Annotated in this window: 17 protein-coding genes and 1 tRNA gene; 4 read left to right on the forward strand and 14 right to left on the reverse strand. The window is 58.7% G+C overall.

The window, feature by feature from the left end; genetic code table 11:
* Positions 1-64: 64 nt before the first annotated feature.
* From DES53_RS08420 to DES53_RS08430, 3 genes are all read right to left on the reverse strand, one after another.
* The gene (locus DES53_RS08420) at positions 65-2,524 is read right to left on the reverse strand and encodes a beta strand repeat-containing protein (RefSeq protein WP_113957783.1); all 2,460 of its coding nucleotides are present in this window, start codon (positions 2,522-2,524) and stop codon (positions 65-67) included.
* 783 nt (positions 2,525-3,307) lie between these two features.
* Positions 3,308-3,829, reverse strand: coding sequence for a hypothetical protein (locus DES53_RS08425; protein WP_113957784.1), 522 nt, complete (start codon positions 3,827-3,829; stop codon positions 3,308-3,310).
* 196 nt (positions 3,830-4,025) lie between these two features.
* Complete coding sequence (locus DES53_RS08430) at positions 4,026-4,484, reverse strand: plastocyanin/azurin family copper-binding protein (protein WP_113957785.1); 459 nt, start codon at positions 4,482-4,484, stop codon at positions 4,026-4,028.
* Positions 4,485-4,740: 256 nt separating this feature from the next.
* Between DES53_RS08430 and DES53_RS08435 the strand changes: the two genes are divergently transcribed.
* Entirely contained in the window at positions 4,741-6,081 is a 1,341-nt protein-coding gene (locus tag DES53_RS08435; protein ID WP_113957786.1) for a DUF1552 domain-containing protein, read from the forward strand.
* Between the two features lie 110 nt (positions 6,082-6,191).
* On the opposite strand, the gene DES53_RS08440 is transcribed toward DES53_RS08435, so the two are convergent.
* Both DES53_RS08440 and uvrA read right to left on the reverse strand, forming a co-directional pair.
* On the reverse strand, positions 6,192-6,494 hold the full coding sequence (locus DES53_RS08440) for a hypothetical protein (protein ID WP_147263281.1): 303 nt from the start codon (positions 6,492-6,494) through the stop codon (positions 6,192-6,194).
* A 286-nt stretch (positions 6,495-6,780) separates the two neighbouring features.
* Complete coding sequence (uvrA, locus tag DES53_RS08445; protein ID WP_113958138.1) at positions 6,781-9,771, reverse strand: excinuclease ABC subunit UvrA; 2,991 nt, start codon at positions 9,769-9,771, stop codon at positions 6,781-6,783.
* 201 nt (positions 9,772-9,972) lie between these two features.
* Here uvrA and DES53_RS08450 point away from each other — a divergent pair, with 201 nt between their 5' ends.
* Positions 9,973-10,641 carry an RNA polymerase sigma factor gene (locus tag DES53_RS08450; protein WP_245958122.1) on the forward strand — a complete coding sequence of 223 codons (669 nt, stop codon included), beginning with the start codon at positions 9,973-9,975 and terminating at the stop codon, positions 10,639-10,641.
* A gap of 12 nt (positions 10,642-10,653) precedes the next feature.
* Here DES53_RS08450 and DES53_RS08455 read toward each other — a convergent pair whose 3' ends face one another.
* The 8 genes from DES53_RS08455 to DES53_RS08490 form a co-directional block, all read right to left on the reverse strand.
* Complete coding sequence (locus tag DES53_RS08455) at positions 10,654-10,980, reverse strand: putative signal transducing protein (RefSeq protein WP_113957788.1); 327 nt, start codon at positions 10,978-10,980, stop codon at positions 10,654-10,656.
* Between the two features lie 95 nt (positions 10,981-11,075).
* Complete coding sequence (locus tag DES53_RS08460) at positions 11,076-11,411, reverse strand: putative signal transducing protein (RefSeq protein ID WP_170156955.1); 336 nt, start codon at positions 11,409-11,411, stop codon at positions 11,076-11,078.
* A 110-nt stretch (positions 11,412-11,521) separates the two neighbouring features.
* A complete protein-coding gene (locus tag DES53_RS08465; protein ID WP_113957790.1) occupies positions 11,522-11,884 on the reverse strand; it encodes a helix-turn-helix transcriptional regulator in 363 nt (120 codons plus the stop codon).
* A gap of 117 nt (positions 11,885-12,001) precedes the next feature.
* Complete coding sequence (locus DES53_RS08470) at positions 12,002-12,463, reverse strand: hypothetical protein (protein ID WP_113957791.1); 462 nt, start codon at positions 12,461-12,463, stop codon at positions 12,002-12,004.
* A complete protein-coding gene (locus DES53_RS08475; protein WP_113958140.1) occupies positions 12,464-12,802 on the reverse strand; it encodes a tRNA-binding protein in 339 nt (112 codons plus the stop codon).
* A gap of 53 nt (positions 12,803-12,855) precedes the next feature.
* Positions 12,856-13,596, reverse strand: coding sequence for a 3-keto-disaccharide hydrolase (locus DES53_RS08480; RefSeq protein WP_113957792.1), 741 nt, complete (start codon positions 13,594-13,596; stop codon positions 12,856-12,858).
* 33 nt (positions 13,597-13,629) lie between these two features.
* Positions 13,630-14,835: a Gfo/Idh/MocA family protein gene (locus tag DES53_RS08485; RefSeq protein WP_170156956.1), complete on the reverse strand. Its 1,206-nt coding sequence runs from the start codon at positions 14,833-14,835 to the stop codon at positions 13,630-13,632.
* A gap of 121 nt (positions 14,836-14,956) precedes the next feature.
* Complete coding sequence (locus DES53_RS08490; protein ID WP_113957794.1) at positions 14,957-15,970, reverse strand: LysR family transcriptional regulator; 1,014 nt, start codon at positions 15,968-15,970, stop codon at positions 14,957-14,959.
* A 217-nt stretch (positions 15,971-16,187) separates the two neighbouring features.
* Between DES53_RS08490 and DES53_RS08495 the strand changes: the two genes are divergently transcribed.
* Positions 16,188-16,276: transfer RNA gene (locus DES53_RS08495), tRNA-Ser, on the forward strand.
* Between the two features lie 105 nt (positions 16,277-16,381).
* Here the strand turns inward: DES53_RS08495 and DES53_RS08500 are convergent.
* Complete coding sequence (locus DES53_RS08500) at positions 16,382-16,783, reverse strand: hypothetical protein (RefSeq protein ID WP_147263283.1); 402 nt, start codon at positions 16,781-16,783, stop codon at positions 16,382-16,384.
* Between the two features lie 522 nt (positions 16,784-17,305).
* Here DES53_RS08500 and DES53_RS08510 point away from each other — a divergent pair.
* Positions 17,306-19,378 (forward strand): sodium-translocating pyrophosphatase, encoded by a 2,073-nt coding sequence (locus tag DES53_RS08510; RefSeq protein ID WP_113957797.1) that lies wholly within the window; start codon positions 17,306-17,308, stop codon positions 19,376-19,378.
* The last annotated feature ends 69 nt before the right edge of the window (positions 19,379-19,447 follow it).

The following is a 19,447-nucleotide window of genomic DNA, read 5'->3' on the forward strand; positions in this document are numbered from 1 at the left end:
GCTCGCAGCCAGCATGATGTCAGCTGCGAGCCAAAGTTCAGCATGCTTTTTGACGAGCACGGTATCACTTCCGCACCGCTTTTCTGCGACGGCGCAGCATCGCGCTTGCTAGTCCAACAAGGGAAAGCATGGCCATCGAAGGTTCCGGCACCGCAGCACCCATGGCGGAAAGCATGAGGTCGTTGCCACCAAATAAAGTGCCGGTGTCAAAGTCTGCGCCATAGAACATCGCAAACTCCATGCCGTCGATGGTGACGAAGCCGTTGGCGCCCATGAGAAGGTACTGGGAAGCCAGATCGTTGTTGGACTCGTAGACCATGTTGAGGAAGTCATTTAGCCCAAAGCCATTCTCACTGACGACCACCCAGTAGCGGCTGCCTAGCCCCGTCTCACTGCCCTGCGCCCACGTGCCATTGATCACAGCACCGTCGATATTGAGGTCGCCGGTGATCGTAAGGCGGTCCGCCTTGAGTGCAGTCGAGCTGTCGAAGTTGACGAAGAGCGTGCTTTGCGATGCGGCTCCGGAAGTCGAGATGAGGTTCACATTGCCCTCGATGGTCAACTGGCCAACGGTCGACATGGTTCCTCCGGTGATCGTACCATAGTTGCCGACCCACACGCCGCCCTCGGCTTTGATAGTTCCGGTGCCACCGATCAAACCACGACCCGTGGTATTGTTTTCCTGGCCAGCGCTATCATTTCCATGGCCAACGCGAATGCCAGCTGCGGCGCTGGTCTTTTCAAGGTAGCCATCGACAATCACGGTGCCGTTGGAGTCGTTCTGCCGCCCTACGAAAAAGAAGGCTTGGGGATCCGTCGATTGATCATAAACCCTGGCAGTCGAGCCGATGTACATGCTGCCCGTGCCTTTTTCACCGATCGTCATGTCACTGTTCAGGTGGTAGAGCTCTCCACCGGTCAAGGTGTAGGTGGCGGTGTGGCCTGCATTCAAGCCGATGGACATCGCGTTGGTCGCCGTGACCTTACCGCCGCTCTGCGTGATGGTGGCGGTGCCTGCAGACGTGTTGGTACCGAAGTCCGCTCCGGTATCCCCACCAGCGAAGAGGTTGCCTTTGATGAGCATTTCCCCCCCTTGAATATCGACGGTGGCAGTGCCAGCGCCACGAGCGAGGTTGAATGCTCCCACTTCCGCGTAGCCTGAGATGAGCCGGAAAGTGCCGTTCCCGTTCTGCCCTAGATACAGCGTGCCGCCAGCCATGACGAGCTCGCCGCCGTCCACTTGAATCAAGCCCGTGGCTGCTCCTTTGGTTGCGTTTGCCGCATTCACGCCCACCTGCATCGAGCTGTTGGCGGTGGTGTAATACTTGCCACCTTGATTCACATAGACGGCACCGTTGCTTCCTGCATTGTTGCCAATCCAATCCCAATTGGTGGAGCGGTTGATGAATTCGCCGCCACTTTCGATGGTCACGGTGCCTCTGCCGTCGTTGCCAATGTAAAGATCGCCCACGTTGCCACCGGTATCGCGGATGAATTTGCCGTCCGTGCGGATGGTCAAGGTTCCAATGGCATTGGCACCCCTGCCGATGAAGGTGTTGTTCCTCGGAGGAGTCAGTCCACTCACAGGATCCACTGCGTTGGTCACGTGAATGTATTCAGCAGAGTTCTCCACGATCATGCGGCCTTCCCCGTTGTAGGCGATGTTCAGTTCACCATAGTACTGGGTCATCCTGGCCCCCACACCGTCCAGGTGCAGCAGTCCCTTGGTTGTGACTCCGTTGTTGGCGTTGCTGGCGGCCACCTCCACGTTTCCGCGGGCATTGAACTGCCCGCCGGCCTTGATGAGAAACACACTTTCGGTCGGAGAGGCATACCGGCCGATACGGGTGATGCTCTGGGTGATCGTCCACTGATTGGTCGTGGCGTTGTAGACGGTGAGGGAGTTGGCGCCTTCCAGAATACCATCGGATTCGATGGTGATGAATCCCGCACTGCCGGGTGACCATGTACCGTCCTGGGTTCCCAAATTCAGAGAAGTGGCCCGCCCGCTTGCCGCTCCGCTCAACTGGTCTCGGAGATTCAGTACTGCGGAACCGGCGGCTCCCGTACCGTCACCGATGCGGATGGTTCCCTGAGCATTGTTCTTCGCCCCCACTTGGATTTCGCCAGCTGGAAGATAGACAAAGCCACTCTTGATGTCCAACGTACCCTGACCATGGTTGCCGATACGTACCCAGGCTCCGCCCACGGTGTGGGCAAGGATGCCCCCGTCGACGGTGATGGTGTTACCATTGTCCACCCCGAAGTCGGTGGTCGCGCCACCGGAGGCATTGGTATTGCCCACACCGGTTCCCTTCCCACTATAGGTGATCGTATGACCAGCTCCAATAGTCACGCTGTCGCTCCCATTGGTACCGGTAAGGGGGGAGGTGCCTGTAGGAATCCAGATGGAAGCGGCGTCATCGATCCAGTGACCAGAGCCGTTGGAAACATACGGTTGGGCGAAGCTGGCGGATTGGAATACTGTAATAAATGAGATTGCAAAAAAACGATGTAGTGTCATGGGGGTCAGTGAGTTATGGGTTCAACTCCTGGACCCGCAAATCACGTAATCGTCACTGGTTGTTCACTTGCCAGCGTCCAACGGAGGCAAGCCCGAACGATTGGATGTAAGCCGCTAGAAAAACCCCCTGAGCGTCCTTGGAGCGCTGCCGCACCCATGACAGCGAAGATTTGCACGAACGGGCTCCCAATGCCGTCCCGACTTTTGGTTCGCGTGAACACCTCTGGATGGAGACAATGTTATTGCTCTACACGATTGCAGTGTAGATGAAAAACAAACGGTGCCTCTTTGCCGATGATCCGATCGAGGCACTCTCTGGGCTAAATTGCCTTCTAAACCTCAATGTCCGACCCACAACGTGAGTGATGCCGTCCAGATGTGATGGCTGACATGTATACGGAGAAAAACAGGAAGAGCAGTCGTGGCGGTAGGCGAGCGCTTCGGTTTCAGTGATGCCAACAGCGAGCAGCATTCTTCCGGAATGAAAGACGTCTCGCAACCACCGCAGTAGAATGCTTCGAAAAAACGGACGTCGCGGAAGTGTTTGCGTGACCGCAGTCAGTGCGGAAACGACAACGTGAAAGGAGACCCGTCAGCGGCCGATATGAAACGGAAATGTCACCAGCTCTCGCCTCGAGAGATGCCCGGTGGTGGATTTTGGCACATTTTCATTCCGACTCCATGAGAGAGGGTGTGGAAGGGCTTGGTGTCGCTCCAAAAAAAGCGCGGGCCGTGACAGCCCGCGCTTCGTGATATCAGACAGAGTTCTTGCTGCGGCTCAGCTTATTTTGCTTCAAAGGGGCTGAGCGCCATCTTCTTGAAGGCCTCCTGCATCTTGGCCACATCATCCTTGGGACCGGTGAGCTTGATGAAGCAGGAGGAGTCCGAACCTTCCAGCACCGCGCCGAGCATGGTGTAGCCGGGGCGCGGAGTCTTCTGGGGGGACATCGGAGCACCATCGAGGAAGGTGCCGGTGGCGGTAAGCAGGGCGATCTTGGTGCCATTCTTTTCCAGATCTTCACGCTTCACTTCAGGAGTTCCTTCGAACTGACCGATCCAGCGTTTGATGTTTGCCTCAACGCCACCGCTGGGGCCGCCGAAGTCATAGTACTTCGCTTCGAGCTTGCTGCCGCCCTCGACTTGATAGTTCACGATGGCCTTGGTCATCATGCCAGTGTTCTCAGCCTGCTTCCATGGAGCGGGCAGAGCGAAGGTGAACTGGCCCACAACGAGCTTGGCGTCTTCCGCACGTAGGGTGGTGGCTGCGGCAAGACCGAGGAAGGCGGCGATGAGGAGTGCTTTCATGAATGGGGATGGATGTATGTATGAGAAAGGGAATGGATGCGTAGACAAGTTTGCCGTGAGAAAACGCTCCGGGCCGAGGATCTCACAGAAAAATCACCTCTTCTGCATCAGGATTCTGCAAAAAAAGAAAGGAGATGGGCAGCACATGGCGGGAGCCCATCTCCTCGGGAGATTCAATCAGTGGAAGTCCGTGGACTTATTTCTCCACCTTCATGGTGCCATTCATGAGCATCCAGTGGCCGGGGAAGGTGCAGAGATACACATAGTCACCAGCTTCCGCAGGAGCGGTGAACTCAAGCACGGCCGTCTGGCCGGGCTGTACCAGCTTGGTGTGGTGAAGCACTTCCGGGGACTCGGGGATGTAATCCTTCGCGAGGGCCTGCGGGTCCGTAAGCATTGCGTTCGCAGCGGCGCCAACCTTCTGCAGGGAGCCGGGCTTGCAGATGAGCAGGTTGTGCGGCTGGGGAATGGTGGCCTTGTTCTCGAGGGTGATTTTTACCTTCTGACCTGCCTTGACGGTGAAGGTCTTCGAAGCCGCGTCATAAGCGAGCGGGTTCGCGTTGTCAGGCTTCAGGGTCACTTCCTTCGCGTCTTCAGCGTGAAGACCGGCGGCAAGCACCAGGGAACAGGCGGCGGTAAGCAGAGTGCGGATCATTTGTGGATAGGTTCGTAATCTGTGCCGGACCACCCGGCAGTTTCAGGAGGCAAAGAACGGACTCTGTCCGGGACGTTTTGCAAACGAAATGGTACATCCAAAAAGCGGCATGATTCTTGCGGAAAGAAAAGTTTCTGGTTCCTTTTCCATGGCGACGCAAGCTGCTCACACTCACGTAGGTATCTTTGATGCCCAGCGATAGACCAGATGGTTTGGCGACGTTTATGAAATAACCCCCAAAATCATCCCAGTTCTCATGTCATCATCCTCTTCCGTTTCTCGTCGCTCGTTCCTGCGCAGTGCCGGTACCTTCATGGCCCTGCCCATGCTGGAATCGGTGGGCTTTCGTGCCTTTGCCGCAGAAAAGGCCGTGACGACTCCCACGAGGATGGCTTTCCTCTACATTCCGAACGGGGTGAACATGCACCAGTGGGTCCCCAAGGGCACGGGTGCTGGCTATGAGCTCTCTCCGACACTCCAGCCGCTCGCAAACCTGAAGGGCGAATTCAATATTTTCTCCAACCTCGCCCACGACAAGGCCGAATCCAACGGCGACGGGGCAGGGGACCACGCCCGCGCGACCGCGACCTTCCTGACCGGCTGCCAGGCCAAGAAGACGGCTGGCTCGGACATCCGCATCGGCCAGAGCGTGGACCAGATCGCAGCCACCGCCTTGGGGGACAAGACCCGCCTGGCTTCCATGGAGCTCAGCACGGACGGTGAACGCACCTCCGGTCGCTGCGACTCTGGCTATAGCTGTGCGTATCAGTTCAACTTGTCATGGAAGACTGAGACCATGCCCATGGCTCCGGAAATGGATCCGCGCCTTGTGTTTGAGCGCATGTTCGGCATGGGCTCGGCCACCGGTTCTCCCGCAGAGGCAGAGAAGCGCCGCCGCTACCAGAAGAGCGTGCTCGATTTCGTGATGGCCGATGCCAAGAGCCTGCAGCGCCGCATTTCCAACTCGGACAACCGCAAGCTCGATGAATACTTCGCTTCCGTGCGTGATATCGAGACGCGCATTGAAAAGGCTGAGCGCATGAAGATCGACATGCCTGCGGGGGTGCACGTTCCCACGGGTATCCCGCAGTCCGCTCAGGAACACATCCGCCTCATGTTTGACCTTCTGCTGCTCGCCTTCCAGACGGACAGCACCCGCGTGGCGACCTTCCTGCTGGCGCATGATGGCAGCAACCGTTCCTTCCCGGAAATCGGCGTACCGGATTCGCATCACAACATCTCACACCATCAGAACAATCCTGAGAAGCTGGCGAAGATCGCGAAAATCGACCAGTTCTATATGACACAGTTTGCCTACTTCCTGCAGCGCATGAAGGAGGCGCAGGAAGGTGGCAAGTCTCTTCTGGACAGCAGCATGATTGTGTACGGCGGTGGCATCAGCGATGGCAATGCCCATGACCATGATCGCCTGCCGGTGATTCTCGCCGGTCGTGGCAATGGCACGCTTAATCCCGGACACCACATCCAGCTCGGCGAAAAGACTCCGATGACCAATCTCTATCTCGCCATGCTCGACCGTATGGGGGTGAAGGCAGAGCGCATTGGTGACAGCACTGGAGTGCTGGAGGGGATCTAAGAGGGTTGATAGCCTGAGGGCAGATCCCTGTCCTCAGTGTCCGTCTTTGAAGTTCTGCCTTTCTGTGTCTCTGCGTTGAGTCCAATACAGAGGAACACACCTACTACCCTTCACGGTACCACCACCGTCGCGCTCACAGCATTCGCCGAAATGGAAAAGACTCCCGGCGGTTGTCCTTGCAGATCCACGGTCACCACGCGCTCGAAGGGAATGATCGCCAGCGTAGCCACCGCATCCTTCGGCCGTGCTGTAATGACAGACAGTGTCACACCGCCAGGGACACGTTGTTGCCGGATGTCGTGAATGCGCGTCGCACCATCATTGAGCGTGCCGGAAATCGTCACGCGTGCCTGCGGGCTGGGAGACGGTTCATAGGTAGCCTCCACGCGTTCCACATCGGCAAGCTTAAGCATGAGGTTGGATTCGAGGGGAAAATCTGCGGGATGCTGCAGCGCCCCATCACCCTGATCTGATGAAACGGCGTTCGGCGGAAGTTTGCTCCGGCTGGTAGTGCAGCCAACTGCACACAGCAAGAGCAACACCAAGACACACTGGGAGAAATAGTCACGCATCTCCTATGAGATACGACGCAGATGTCGCGATTTGATCGCGGAGCGTGAGGGCGAAAGTGTCAGGTTCGCTGGCGGGTTGGGAAACCTTCCATCCCCTGTCCGGTCAGGAGACCCGACTTCCAGAACTCTACCCTAGCACTTTTGCCAGGAAGCGACCGGTCGCGCTGCGCTCATTCGCCGCAACCTGCTCAGGCGTTCCCACAGCGACGATTTCGCCGCCTCCACTGCCACCTGTCGGACCTAGATCGATGATCCAGTCGGCACATTTGATCACATCGAGGTTGTGCTCGATCACCACCAGGGTGTTGCCGGCATCCCGCAGACGCATGAGCACGGTGAGCAGCGTTTGGATATCGGCGAAATGCAGACCCGTGGTCGGCTCATCAAGCAGATACAAGGTGTGGCCCGTGGCCTTCTTCGCGAGTTCCGCGGCGAGCTTCACGCGCTGAGCTTCACCTCCCGAGAGTGCAGCACCACTTTGGCCGAGCTTCACATAACCAAGCCCCACTTGCTCCAGCGCATGCAGCTTGGGAAAGATGGCCGGATGCCGCTCAAAGAAGCGCGTCGCCTCCGCCACCGTCATGTCGAGCACATCAGAGATGTTCCGCCCCTTCCATGTAACTTCAAGTGTCTCCAAGTTGTAGCGGCGTCCTCGGCACTGGTCGCAGGTCACCTGCACATCGCTGAGGAAATGCATGTCGATCGTCAGCAAGCCATCGCCGCCGCACTTCTCGCAACGTCCACCGGCGACATTGAAGCTGAAACGGTTTGGCTGGTAGCCACGCACCTTGGAAGCGGGGAGCTGCGCAAACAATTCCCTGATGGGCGTGAAGGCACCCACGTACGTGGCGGGATTGGAGCGCGGGCTGCGACCGATGGGCTCCTGATCAATCACCACCACCTTGTCGATGGAATCCAAGCCGCTGATACGCTCATGTTTCCCCGGCTCGTCCTTGGCGCCATAGAAGTGGCGCATAAGTGCGCGGCGCAGGATAGTATCCACCAGCGAAGACTTGCCGCTGCCAGAGGGACCCGTCACGCAAATGAAGCAGCCTGCAGGGAAGGAGACGGTGACATTGCGCAAGTTGTGCTCAGAGGCGCCGTGAATGGTGAGGGGACTGCCGGAGACGGTCACAGCGCGCTGGAAGCGTGAGCGTTTCGCTGCAGGTGCGGACTCCCCCGATTCGAGGGTGAGGTCGTCGCCGCCATGGGTGCCTTGTGGTGTCCCATTTCCTATCAAACCCGCACTGCGTCGGACCTTTGGTACAGGGATGCCGCTGCGACCATCCAGCCACGAACCCGTGAGGGACTCACGCTGCTGCATCAGGTCGGTAGCCGGCCCTTGGGCCACGATACGTCCGCCGTGCGGTCCAGCGCCCGGGCCGAGTTCGATGAGCCAGTCTGCTTCGCGAATCGTGTCCTCGTCATGCTCCACCACGAGCACGGAGTTTCCGAGATCCCGCAAACGCTTCAGTGTGCCGATCAGGCGTTCATTGTCCACCGGGTGCAGGCCGATGCTCGGTTCATCCAGCACATAGAGCACACCCGCAAGACCTGCGCCTATCTGACTGGCGAGGCGGATGCGCTGGGCCTCTCCACCGGAGAGGGTGCCGCTCTCGCGATCCAGCGTGAGGTATCCCAACCCCACCTCATCCAGGAAGGCAAGACGCTTCAAAATCTCCCGCTGCAACTCGGTGCAGTACTTCTTTTGCAACTCTGTGAGCACCAGTCCCTGCATCCACGGGATGACATCCCGCACTGCCATCCTGGTGAACTCATAGACATTCACCTTGTCAGTGGATTCCAGGGTTACGCCCAGCACCTCGGGCTTCAGTCTCTTCCCTCCGCACGTCTTGCAGGGCAGGGGATTCATCAATCTCGTGAGCTGGGCGCGCAGTGACTCACCTTTCACGGTGTTGTGCATGCGCTCCACTTGATCCAGCAACCCCTCAAAGGGCTTGGCTACACTCTTCTTGTTGGCATCGATTTTCCAGCCTGTGGGCACCGCCACCTTGCCCGTGCCGTGGAAGAGTGCGTCCTTGAACTTCAGCGGCAGCGCACGGAATGGCGTGTCGATATCGACCTCATAAAACTTCGCCAGTGACTCGATGCTGCGCTGTAGCATGCCCTTGAGCTTGGGCTGCTTGTTCCACCAGGTCTTGATGGCACCATCCTTGATGGACTTGGACTCGTCTGGAACGATTAGCTTCGGATCTGCCGCCATCACCGTGCCCACGCCTTCGCAGGTGGGACAGGCGCCGAGATGCGTGTTGAAGGAGAAATGCTTCGGCGTGAAATCTTCCAGCACCGTGCCGGTCTGGGGATTCGCATACGCCGTGGTGAAGACGCGAAGGTCAGATGGATCGCCATCTCCGGTAAGAAACCGCACCTCGCGCGGATTCCACTTCAAGGCGGATTCGAGTGCCTCCATGAGCCGACCACGTACGCCTTCACGCAGCACGAGACGGTCGAGCACTACCTCGATGTCATGCGCCTCGGTGCGAGTGGTCTTGAGTTTCTCATCGAGCTCGTGGATCACGCCATCCAGCCGCACACGGACAAATCCCTGCCGTTGCAGCTTCTCGAAAAGCCCGCGGAAGTCGCCCTTTTCCTGGGCCACCACCGGCGCCAGTACAATGGCGCGTGTGCCCTCGGGAAGTTGCAGCATTTCATCGGCAATTTCTGCCGGCGTCATCTTCCGCAGCGGCTCACCCGTGACGGGATCATGCGGCTGGCCAGCCGCAGCATAGAGCACACGCAGGTAGTCGTAGATTTCCGTGACTGTGGCGATGGTCGAGCGCGGATTGTGCGCCACGGTGCGCTGCTCAATCGCCACGGCGGGCGACAGGCCATCGATGAAATCCACATCTGGCTTGTCGAGCTGGTCCAGGAACTGACGGGCGTAGGCCGAAAGACTCTGCACGTAGCGCCGCTGCCCCTCCGCATAGAGCGTGTCGAATGCCAGGGAGGATTTTCCTGAGCCACTGACGCCCGTGAGCACCACCAGCTTTCCTCGCGGGATGTCGACGTCCACATTCTGCAGGTTGTGCTGCCGGGCTCCCCGTACCCGGATGAAGCCGGTGGATTGTTCAGTCTGGAGGGGGGGAGATGTGGCCATGAGTCGGATGACCAAGATGCCTGCGCCGGGCTTGCTCACAAGGCTGGATTTTCCAGGCTGACGGATCTCGGTGGCCTGCTGCCGACACCCGCGAGTAGGAAAAGTGGACTGGGTGCGCTAAATGGCGCCTCCGGCCGGTCATTGGCTCTAGGCGTGAATGAGATGCGCAACCTTTCCGTCCGAGGTTGGTTTACACCCGGCATGTCCGCGGTAACGTTCGCTGCCACACCACCTTTTTTAGCCTGGAACATGCCGGACTGGACGCCGAGCACCGCCAACAGCAGCGCCCCGGAAGCATCTCCTGATGAGGAGAATGTCCGCCTCATGCTGCTGGTGAAGCAAGGAGACGTGCAGGCCTTTGAGCAGCTGGTGGAACTTCACCAGCGCGCTGTCATCGGCACCGTTGCCCGCATGCTGAACAATGTGGATGACGCCCACGATGTGGCCCAGCAGGTCTTTGTGCGCGTATGGCGCTCCGCACCGCGCTACGAGCCGAGCGCGAAGTTCACCACGTGGCTTTTCACCATCATGCGCAATCTTGTGTTCAACGAGATGCGCCGCCGCTCCCGGAAGCGCGAGGTCTCGATGGATGAGCAGCAGGAGGACAGCCACCGCGAGCATGCGGACTCTCCCCGGCACCATCCAGACACCACCGTGGCCCAGAGTGAGCTGGAGGAGGCCATCGATCGCGCCATCCAGACGCTGCCGGAGAAGCAGCGTCTCGCCGTCACCTTGCGTCGTGACCTCGACATGCCCTATGAGGAGATCTGCGAGATCCTCGGCATGTCCCTGTCCGCCGTGAAGAGCCTGCTCTTCCGTGCGCGCAACGATCTCAAGGAACGCCTCAAAGGCTACCTTGACGAGGAGTAAACCCCGGGCGGTTCAGGCCGTGGCAGGCACAAGATCGGAGCCGCACGACCAGCAGGTCTCGAAGTTGCCAGGGTTGTTCTCCTGGCATTTGGGACATGGGACTTCCATCTGGCTGGACTCACTGTCCTTTACCACGCAGTCCCGGATGATCTGCACCGCCTGCTCATAGTCCTCATCATTCATCACGCACAGCGCCGGATAGAACTCCGGGATGGGTATCTCTGTCATGAACGTGGTTGTGTCCTTGTTGCGCACAAAAGTGGGGATACCCTCGGCCTCCAGAATGGTCTGAAAGTAGCCCACTCGAGTGTAGTCTTTCTCGCGGAACAGTTCCTTCATGGGAAATTGCGGAGTTAATACATGGCGAACATACCTCCGAAGAGGGACGATGCACCACCACAAAAAAGAATGCTCCGGCGTTCAGGGGCACGCCATCACACCAAGCGTTCGCCGGGCGGCAGCAGATCCGCGCCGCAGGACCAGCATGTCTCGAAGTTGCCGGGGCTTCTCTCCTGGCAGGCAGGGCACACTCTTTGTTGCTGGCCCAGGCGGGCATCCGTCACGGAGTTCTGCTCCAGTACTTCCACGGCGCGCTCGTAGTCCTCGTCATTCACCACGCACAGGGCGGGGAAAAAATCGGGAATGGGTACCATGGTGGTCATGGTTTCCACGTTCTCATTGAGCACAACTGCAGGTATGCCCTCCGTTTCCAGCATATTTCGATACAGCCCGACTCGGGTGAAATCCCTCTCACGAAACAGCTCCTTCATGGTGTGTGTCCCCCTTTTGACAGATGATGGTTCCATGAATGAATCGCGCACGATCACCCGGATGGCCGCGAGTGGCCTGAGGGTAGGGCAGGGGTACTTTCCTCTCTCTGCTAATTCTCCGTCACCTTGCGGTTGTTCTGCCGGTACTCGCTGGGTGTCATGTTCATCTCGCGTTCGAAACCACGGCAGAAGGCACTCATGCTGTGATAACCTACGGTAGAGGCAATTTCGCCGACACTGGACTTGGACTCAAGAAGCAGGGATGCCGCCCGCTCCATGCGTTGCTGGCGGAGCAGACCGGGAATGGTCCTTCCCATCACCGCGCCAAAGAGGCGGCTGAGCTGGAATGAAGTAAGGCCCACCTGGCTGGAGAGGGCTTCCAACGTCGGGGGATGCACGATGTCCTGAAGGAGGATGGACGCAGCGCGTTCTGCGAGGAGGCGACCAGTTGTTTCTTCTGCGACGACAGGCATGAGCACGCCTTCATATGCTTAAATACGCATGTATGCCAGCTTTAACCTTGGCCCAGAATTGCGCCGACCACTGGTCTGTGATCCACCAAGATGGATTTGCACTCGCTCTTCGTACCGCTAAACCACCTTGGCTACAGGACGCTCCTCGAGCATCGATTTCAGGAACGTAATACTCTCAAGGGCTTGAGAATGATAGATTTCTGGATTGCTACGAGCCCTTTTGCCCACCTCCTGTTCGTCGATCCGCGGAGGAATGGACCGAATGGCAATGGAGAGCTCCAAACGGACGTCGGCATACATGTTGTGCCTCTTCAACGTTTGGGTGACCGTGTCCAGAAGCTGAAAGGCATGCACACGGGCAGTCCCCGCCAAGCAATCGGGAGTTGCCTCGATGATCTCCTTCAAGGCATTCAGGTCCTGAGTCAGACGTGCCTTGTCGAAACGTGTAGAAATACCAGACGGATTTTGCCCCATTCGAATAGAATTATAAGTAATTCTGTATTCATTGCCAACTTCCAGACTGAAAATATGTGAGGCAAAATTCAGATTTAGCTCCCCATTGCGACAAAAGCTGTTCATTCAGAGCAATTTAGTCCCAAGGGGCACCTCTCGGTCCGGCACGCAGAGGACTACGTGTCCCTCCTGGTTGTGAAATCCGGTGATCAAGCACTCGGATTGGATGGGGCCGATTTGCTTTTTCGGGAAGTTCACGACTGCCACCACGAGCTTTCCCACCAAGTCCTCCAGAGTGTAGCGGTGGGTAATCTGGGCGCTGGACTTCCTGATGCCCAACTCCGGTCCGAAGTCCACCTGTAGGACATAGGCCGGCTTCCTGGCTTCGCTGAATGGGCGGGCGCTCACCACCTTGCCAACACGCAGTTCCACTTTGGCAAAGTCGCCCCATGTAATCGTCTCCATTTCCATTCGCGGAGTTTATGCCCAGCCTGTTGCACCGCAACCGGTGCGGACCTCTAGGGCAGCTCACGAATCCGCAGTTTGCGGAACTGGATAGGAGAGCCCTCGCTCTCGAGACAAAGGTAGCCAGTCTTCGGGTCGCACGCGGTGCCACCGGAGACTTCCTCGCCATTCACCCAGAGGCGTACTTCGCCGTTGACGGCGCGGATGTAGTACTGGTTCCACTCACCATGGCCCTTGCAGAGGTGTTTGCGGGGGAAGCTGCGCTGACCATTCGGTGAGACAGGAGGGAAGGGGGTCATCTTTACTCCCACTGGGAAGACATCGCCGTTCGTTCCAAACCAATCGGTGGGCCGGCCTGCCTTGGCCTGGAGTTCGGTGTAGCCATGATCGAGGATTTGAACCTCAATCCCCTGTGGCAGACCCGGCTTGCCCGCAGCGGTGAGCTTTTCAATCGACTCTGGTGTACCCCAGAGGAACACGCCCGAGTTGCCGGCGGGCTTCTCATGCATCCACTCCACGACGAGCTCGAAGTTTGTCAGAGGTTTCACGGTGCGCATCACGCTGACCGGTTTGCCGGTGCAGTGGAGCACGCCGTCCTTCCAGCTCCAGGTGTCGTCGGCGCTGTTGACCTTCGTGAAGTCTTCCGCAGTCAGCGCACGCCATCCGGGTTGGGTGTCGTCGATCACGGCGCGAATGCCCGTGGCTGCCGGCGTGGGGTCGGCCGCTCGCTGTGGTGATGTGATACTCAAACTGGCGGCGAGGATGAGGAGGCAGGTGATTGGCAGCGGCTTCATGGAATGTAGTACTCGGTAGGGATGCACTCTTAATCACGCTTTCAATCCACTGAGATCCGGGGGCACAGGTTTTGATTTGGTGATGAAGTCCTCCCAGGTGGCTCCACCCGGTGTCTTGGCTGCGTATTCACCGAACAGGGTCAGAAGCGTGGACTCCACGGCCCCTTCAATGGTGGGATTCCCATTCGGATTCTTTGCAGCGATGGCGGCACGGAAGTCCTCAACATTCTTTTCCGACCCGGTGCGGTACAGGTTCTTCGTATCGCCTCCGCGCCAGAAGCTCTCCTTGTCACCCCGGATCATCACGCGACCGCCGAAGTCACTGGTGAAAATGCCCTTGTTTCCCACGAAGCGGTTGGAACACATGAACGGTGAGCCCCAGCCGTTGAACTGCCGCGAGGCGAAGGTCACCGCTCCTTTTTCAAACTCGAACAGCAGGGAGAAGTGGTCGGACGCATCGCCCAGCTTGTCTGGCCGTGCTCCGCGTCCGCAGTTGCCACTGGCGCGCACGGGGCGGCCGAAGGCCCAGCTCACGATGTCCAGCGCATGGATGTTCTGCTCGGTGATGATGTCTCCACCCAGCGCACGGTGGCGTACCCAGTTCTTCAAGCGGCCTTCCGCTGTGCTGTCATCATCGTCGCGGGGAATCAATTCCGCCTCGTAGTGGCACTCTCCAAACATGAGGTCGCCAATCGCTCCCTCTCGCACGCGCTTGATACCGTCCTGGAAAAACTCATTGCCGCGGGACTGCACATCCGCCAGCACCACGATACCTTTCGCGGCAGCATCCCTGGCAAGTTGACGGATGGTTTCGCACCCAGCCGCATCGATTGCCATGGGCTTCGCGATGAGCACGTGTTTTCCGGCGGCCACAGCATCGATGGCCTGCTGCACGTGAAAGTACGGCGGGCTGTGGATGGCCACAGCGTCCACGTGCTCCAGCATCTTCTTGTACCCGTCCAACCCGGTGAACTGCCGGTCCGCAGCGACCCCGTACTTCTCGCCAAACTTCTGAACCTTCTCTTCGAAGTAATCATGGGCGGCGGTGACCTTGAAGCCAGCATTCTCCACGATGATGTCTGTCACGAAAGTGCCGCGTCCTCCGCAGCCGATGTTGCCGATCCGGATCACAGGGCCGTCATGGACAGGCTTGGGCGGTGCATCCGCGGACGCAGAGCTGGCAAGTTGGCTGAAGACAGTGGCAAGGCCGGAGGTTTGGAAGAAGGAACGTCGGTTCATGCGTGGTGGCTCGAGGGGACAAAATCGAACGGATCTGTAGACCTCCGTCTTCTTCCGCGCACGATATTTCATGCAATAGGGTGCCATCTTGTTAGGGAGCACCTAATGGTAGGGGCGCCACTCAACCCACAGCTTCTTCCTGTTTCTCGCCGAAGGCCTGCTGCACCAATTGACGGAAGACACGCACATGCTCGGGTTCGAAGCGGCCCTTGCGTTGCACAAGGAAAACCTCCTCGTGACCGAACAGGGAGGAAATTTCGCGGACGACGATTTCAGATTCGCCCGGACCGCGCTTCGGAGGCCTCACACTGGCGGCACTTGTTCCGATGGCGATGCCGAAGCCGATGGCTACGTAGTTCAAGAGCAGCGCACGATTCGTGGCCGTCATGATGACATTCATCCGGTCCAGAAGGCCTGCCTGGGCAAACACGTGACGGATCTGTCGGTGGGAACTGCTCTCCTGGGGTGCTAGCACGAGTGGCTCTCTCACCAAGTTGGCCAGCGTGATGCGGCGTGCCGTGGCCAGCGGGTGTCCCTGTGGACACATCAGGTGAAAAGTATGGCGCGTCAGTGGCAGGCACTGGAATTGGGGCATGGGCTCATCTCCAGTCGCCATGCCCATCACGGCGAGATCGGCGCCATCTTCCTCGATGATCTGCCGCGCCAGCCTGGATACCCGATCGACCAGGACCAGCTTCACCTTCGGATGATGCTGCCGGTACTGCATGATGGGACCCCGCAGCGCTCCCGAGAGCGAAGGTGAGGGTGCCACCACGGTCAGCGTTCTCACTGCCGCGGATCGCTTGTCCTCGAACATCTCCCTCAACCCGTCGAATGATTCCACCAGCGGAGCTGCCAGATCCACGAGCGTCTGGCCATCCTCCGTCAGGCGCACCTTGCTCCCATCCGCCACGGCGAGCTGCACGCCATATTCCTCCTCAAGCGACCGAACCTGTTGCCACACGGAAGGTACAGAAAGGTCCAGGGCCGCCGCCGTGCCTGCAAAGCTCCCACAGCGCGACAGTTCCACCAGGGAGCGAATCTGCCGGAAACGTACCTCCTTGAAATAACGACGGGCCGAACCGGTGTCGGGAGACCCGATTCTGCGGGCAGCGGAGCGTTGTTTCTTCATCATGGCATCCGGGGATGCCTCAGAATCACCCGGTCAGGGTTCTGTATCCTGCAAGGGGAGGGAAAGGCAAATGCAATTCTGGGCCGGGGTGCAGGAGTCCCGAGGTTCCCTCACGCTGTCACCATACTAGGGAGACATCACCGCTCCTGTGAACCCCGCAATCCGGTGCTTGCATTCCCCGGCCTTTCATGCGAAGGCTCAGCACAGCCGACAATCAAAAGGAAGGGTGGCTGAGTGGTTTAAGGCACTCGATTCGAAATCGAACGTAGTCAAAAGCTACCGTGGGTTCAAATCCCACCCCTTCCGCCAATTCATGCTCATAATGAGCAAGTTGCTGGCGCGCATCTAGTCTGCTCTGCCAACTTCTCAAGAGAGAGGCAATCCACCTCTAAACCTTCCCTTGAGTCACGAACCTCAGGGGCGTGCTGTCGGGTGACGCGAACTGAGTTTCCCATTTCCAGCACTGTCTGCGGGTTCACTGGCCATCACTTTCTCGGCCTGAAGCAGTTCAGCCTCGATCTCGAACCCACCGTCCGCCACTTTTTTGGCATCATCCAACATGGCGTGCAGTCGTGGTAGCGCCTCCTTCAGTTGGGGCACCTCGGTGAAGGCATGCCTGATGGTGTCCACGCCCTCCGCATCGATCTTCTCCGCCGCATCATCGTAGCCCCGGTCCCTGGCATCATGGGCGCTTCCAAACCCTTGCACAGCCCTCCGAATGAGCCTGAAGGCCCAGACCACGTCGTCCGGTGGAATATGGGGTGAGGGTGGGGCTTCGCTCCCGTCCTGTGGTGGTAGGGCATCACTGTTCTGCATCGGCGAAATGTTGTGGTTCCGCTTGGCGGGTGTACAGTCACCCAATGAGGTCCAATTTGCGTTCTGCCTGCACCCTGCGTCACAACACTCCAAAAACGATAGTTCGTTTGGCCGATTTTCAAGATTGTTCAGCTTCACCAGTCCCCCGGTCCTTCGTGAACACCAGCGTCCAGCTGCTAGCGCACCCAAGCGCTGGCCGCACAAGGCCCACGGAAGATTCTCCAACCCTTCCGTCAAACTTCCCCCCACAAGGTCTGCTTGTGAACATCTCCTTTTGTGCCCGGTTGGAGTACGAATGCGCGGCCGCGGAAGGCGGGCCGCAAAGCGCGGATCAATTGCTGGAGCCCCGTAGTGGCGGGCTTCGCAGGGCGGGGGAACAGTGAATTTGCCTGATGGGGGCTTGTGAAATCCTTCACAAACCCCGTTGCCTCGCGTGACAAACTCGCTACACTCGCCGCCTCTTTTTCCGCGCACTGTATTATTTGGTCATCTTTCGCGTTCAGTCTCCTCCTCACTCCCCACATGTCTGACTTCCTCCTAAACCAAGGCATCATCATCTCCATCATCCTGGGTGCCGTAGGCCTGGGCTACGCGGTGTTCCTCATCAAGCAGATCATGGCTTCCTCCGCGGGGAATGATGCCATGAAAAGGGTGGCGGCCGCCATTCAGGAAGGGGCAAAAGCCTACCTCCGCCGCCAGGTGACCAGCGTGAGCATCATTGCGGTGATCATCACCATCCTCCTCTTCATCTGGAAGCGCTCCGCTCCGGTCCCGGTGGGCTTCATCATTGGTGCCGTGTGCTCCATGATTGCCGGATTCATCGGCATGCGCGTTGCCGTGGTGGCCAATGTACGCACCACCCAGGCGGCGACCGTGGGTCATCTCCAGGCGCTGCGTGTGGCCTTCAATGGCGGCGCGGTCACCGGTCTTCTCGTCGTAGGTCTGGCTCTCCTGTCCGTGGCCTTGTTCTATATTGTCATGTCGGCAGGCGGGCACCAGGCGCACGCCATCGACTCCCTTGTGGGTCTGGCCTTGGGTGCTTCGCTCGTTTCCGTTTTTGCCCGCCTCGGTGGAGGTATCTACACCAAAGCTGCCGACGTGGGCGCTGACCTCGTGGGCAAGAACGAGAACGCACTGGACGAAGACGATCCCCGCAATCCTGCCACCATCGCCGACAACGTGGGCGACAACGTGGGCGACTGCGCTGGCATGGCTGCGGACGTGTTCGAGACCTATGCCGTGACCCTCATCGGTGCTCTGCTCATCGCGTCCCTGTCGAAGTTCGGCGACGCTACCCAGGCCGCCCTCATGTATCCGTTCCTCATCGGTGGCATCAGCATCGTGGGTGCGGTGCTCGGCATCCTTTGGGTCAACATCCGCAAAGGTGGTGCCACCGCGCTCCTCATGCAGGGCGTGGGCATCTCCGCCGTGGTGACTGCCGTCCTGGCCTATCCAGTGACGCAGGCGCTCTTCGGCAAGGCCGAGAAGCTTCCCTTCACTGCAAATGCGCTCTACTTCACGGCCATCATCGGCCTGGTGCTTACCTGGCTGGTGGTTCTCATCACGAACTACTACACCTCCACCGAACACGCTCCGGTACGCAAGATCGCGAAGGCCAGTGAGACTGGCCACGCCACGAACATCATCGCAGGTATCTCCATCGGCAACTACGCCACCGCGCTTCCCGTGTTACTCATCTGCGCCTCCATCGCAGGTGGTTACATGCTGGCGGGTCTGTACGGCATTGCCATCGCGGTCATGAGCATGCTCTCCATGGCCGGCATTATCGTTTCACTCGACGCCTTTGGCCCCATCACGGACAACGCGGGTGGTATCGCTGTGATGAGCGAACTGCCCAAGGAGGTGCGCAAGATCACCGACGAACTCGATGCGGTGGGCAACACCATGAAGGCCGTGACCAAGGGCTACGCCATCGCCTCGGCCGGGGTGGCCGCGCTGGTGCTCTTCGGCTCCTTCTATCTGGAACTTGAAAAGCATCTCGGCCATGTGGTGGAATTCTCTCTCAAGGATCCGAGCGTGATCATCGGTCTCTTCATCGGCGGCCTGCTGCCGTTCCTCTTCACTGCGATGAGCATGAACGCTGTGGGCAACGCCGCTGGCGCTGTCGTGCAGGAAGTGCGCCGTCAGATCTCCGCCAAGCCTGGCATTCTGACCGGCAAGGACACACCCGAGTACGCCACCTGCGTGGACATTGTGACCAAAGCCGCTTTGCGTGAAATGATCCTGCCTGCTCTGCTTCCCATCATCGGCGTGCTCGGTGTGGGCTGGGGCGTGAGCTTCCTGCAGTCCAACCACTTCCTGGGCCATACCGCTCTCGGCGGCATGCTCATGGGTACCATCGTCACCGGCCTTTTCCTTGGCCTGAGCATGACCAGCGCCGGTGGCGCCTGGGACAATGCGAAGAAATACATCGAAGAAGGCAATCACGGCGGCAAAGGCAGCGATGCTCACAAGGCAGCCGTAACGGGTGACACCGTGGGCGACCCCTACAAGGACACCAGCGGTCCTGCCATCAATCCGATGATCAAGGTGGTGAACATCGTGGCCATCCTCGTGATTCCGCTGCTGTTCTAGGACGCACTACTGCGAGTACCGCTCCATACACTTTAAGAGCCCGCCTGTTAAACGGCGGGCTTTTTCTTT

Source organism: Roseimicrobium gellanilyticum (genome assembly GCF_003315205.1).
Taxonomy (GTDB): Bacteria; Verrucomicrobiota; Verrucomicrobiia; order Verrucomicrobiales; family Verrucomicrobiaceae; genus Roseimicrobium; species Roseimicrobium gellanilyticum.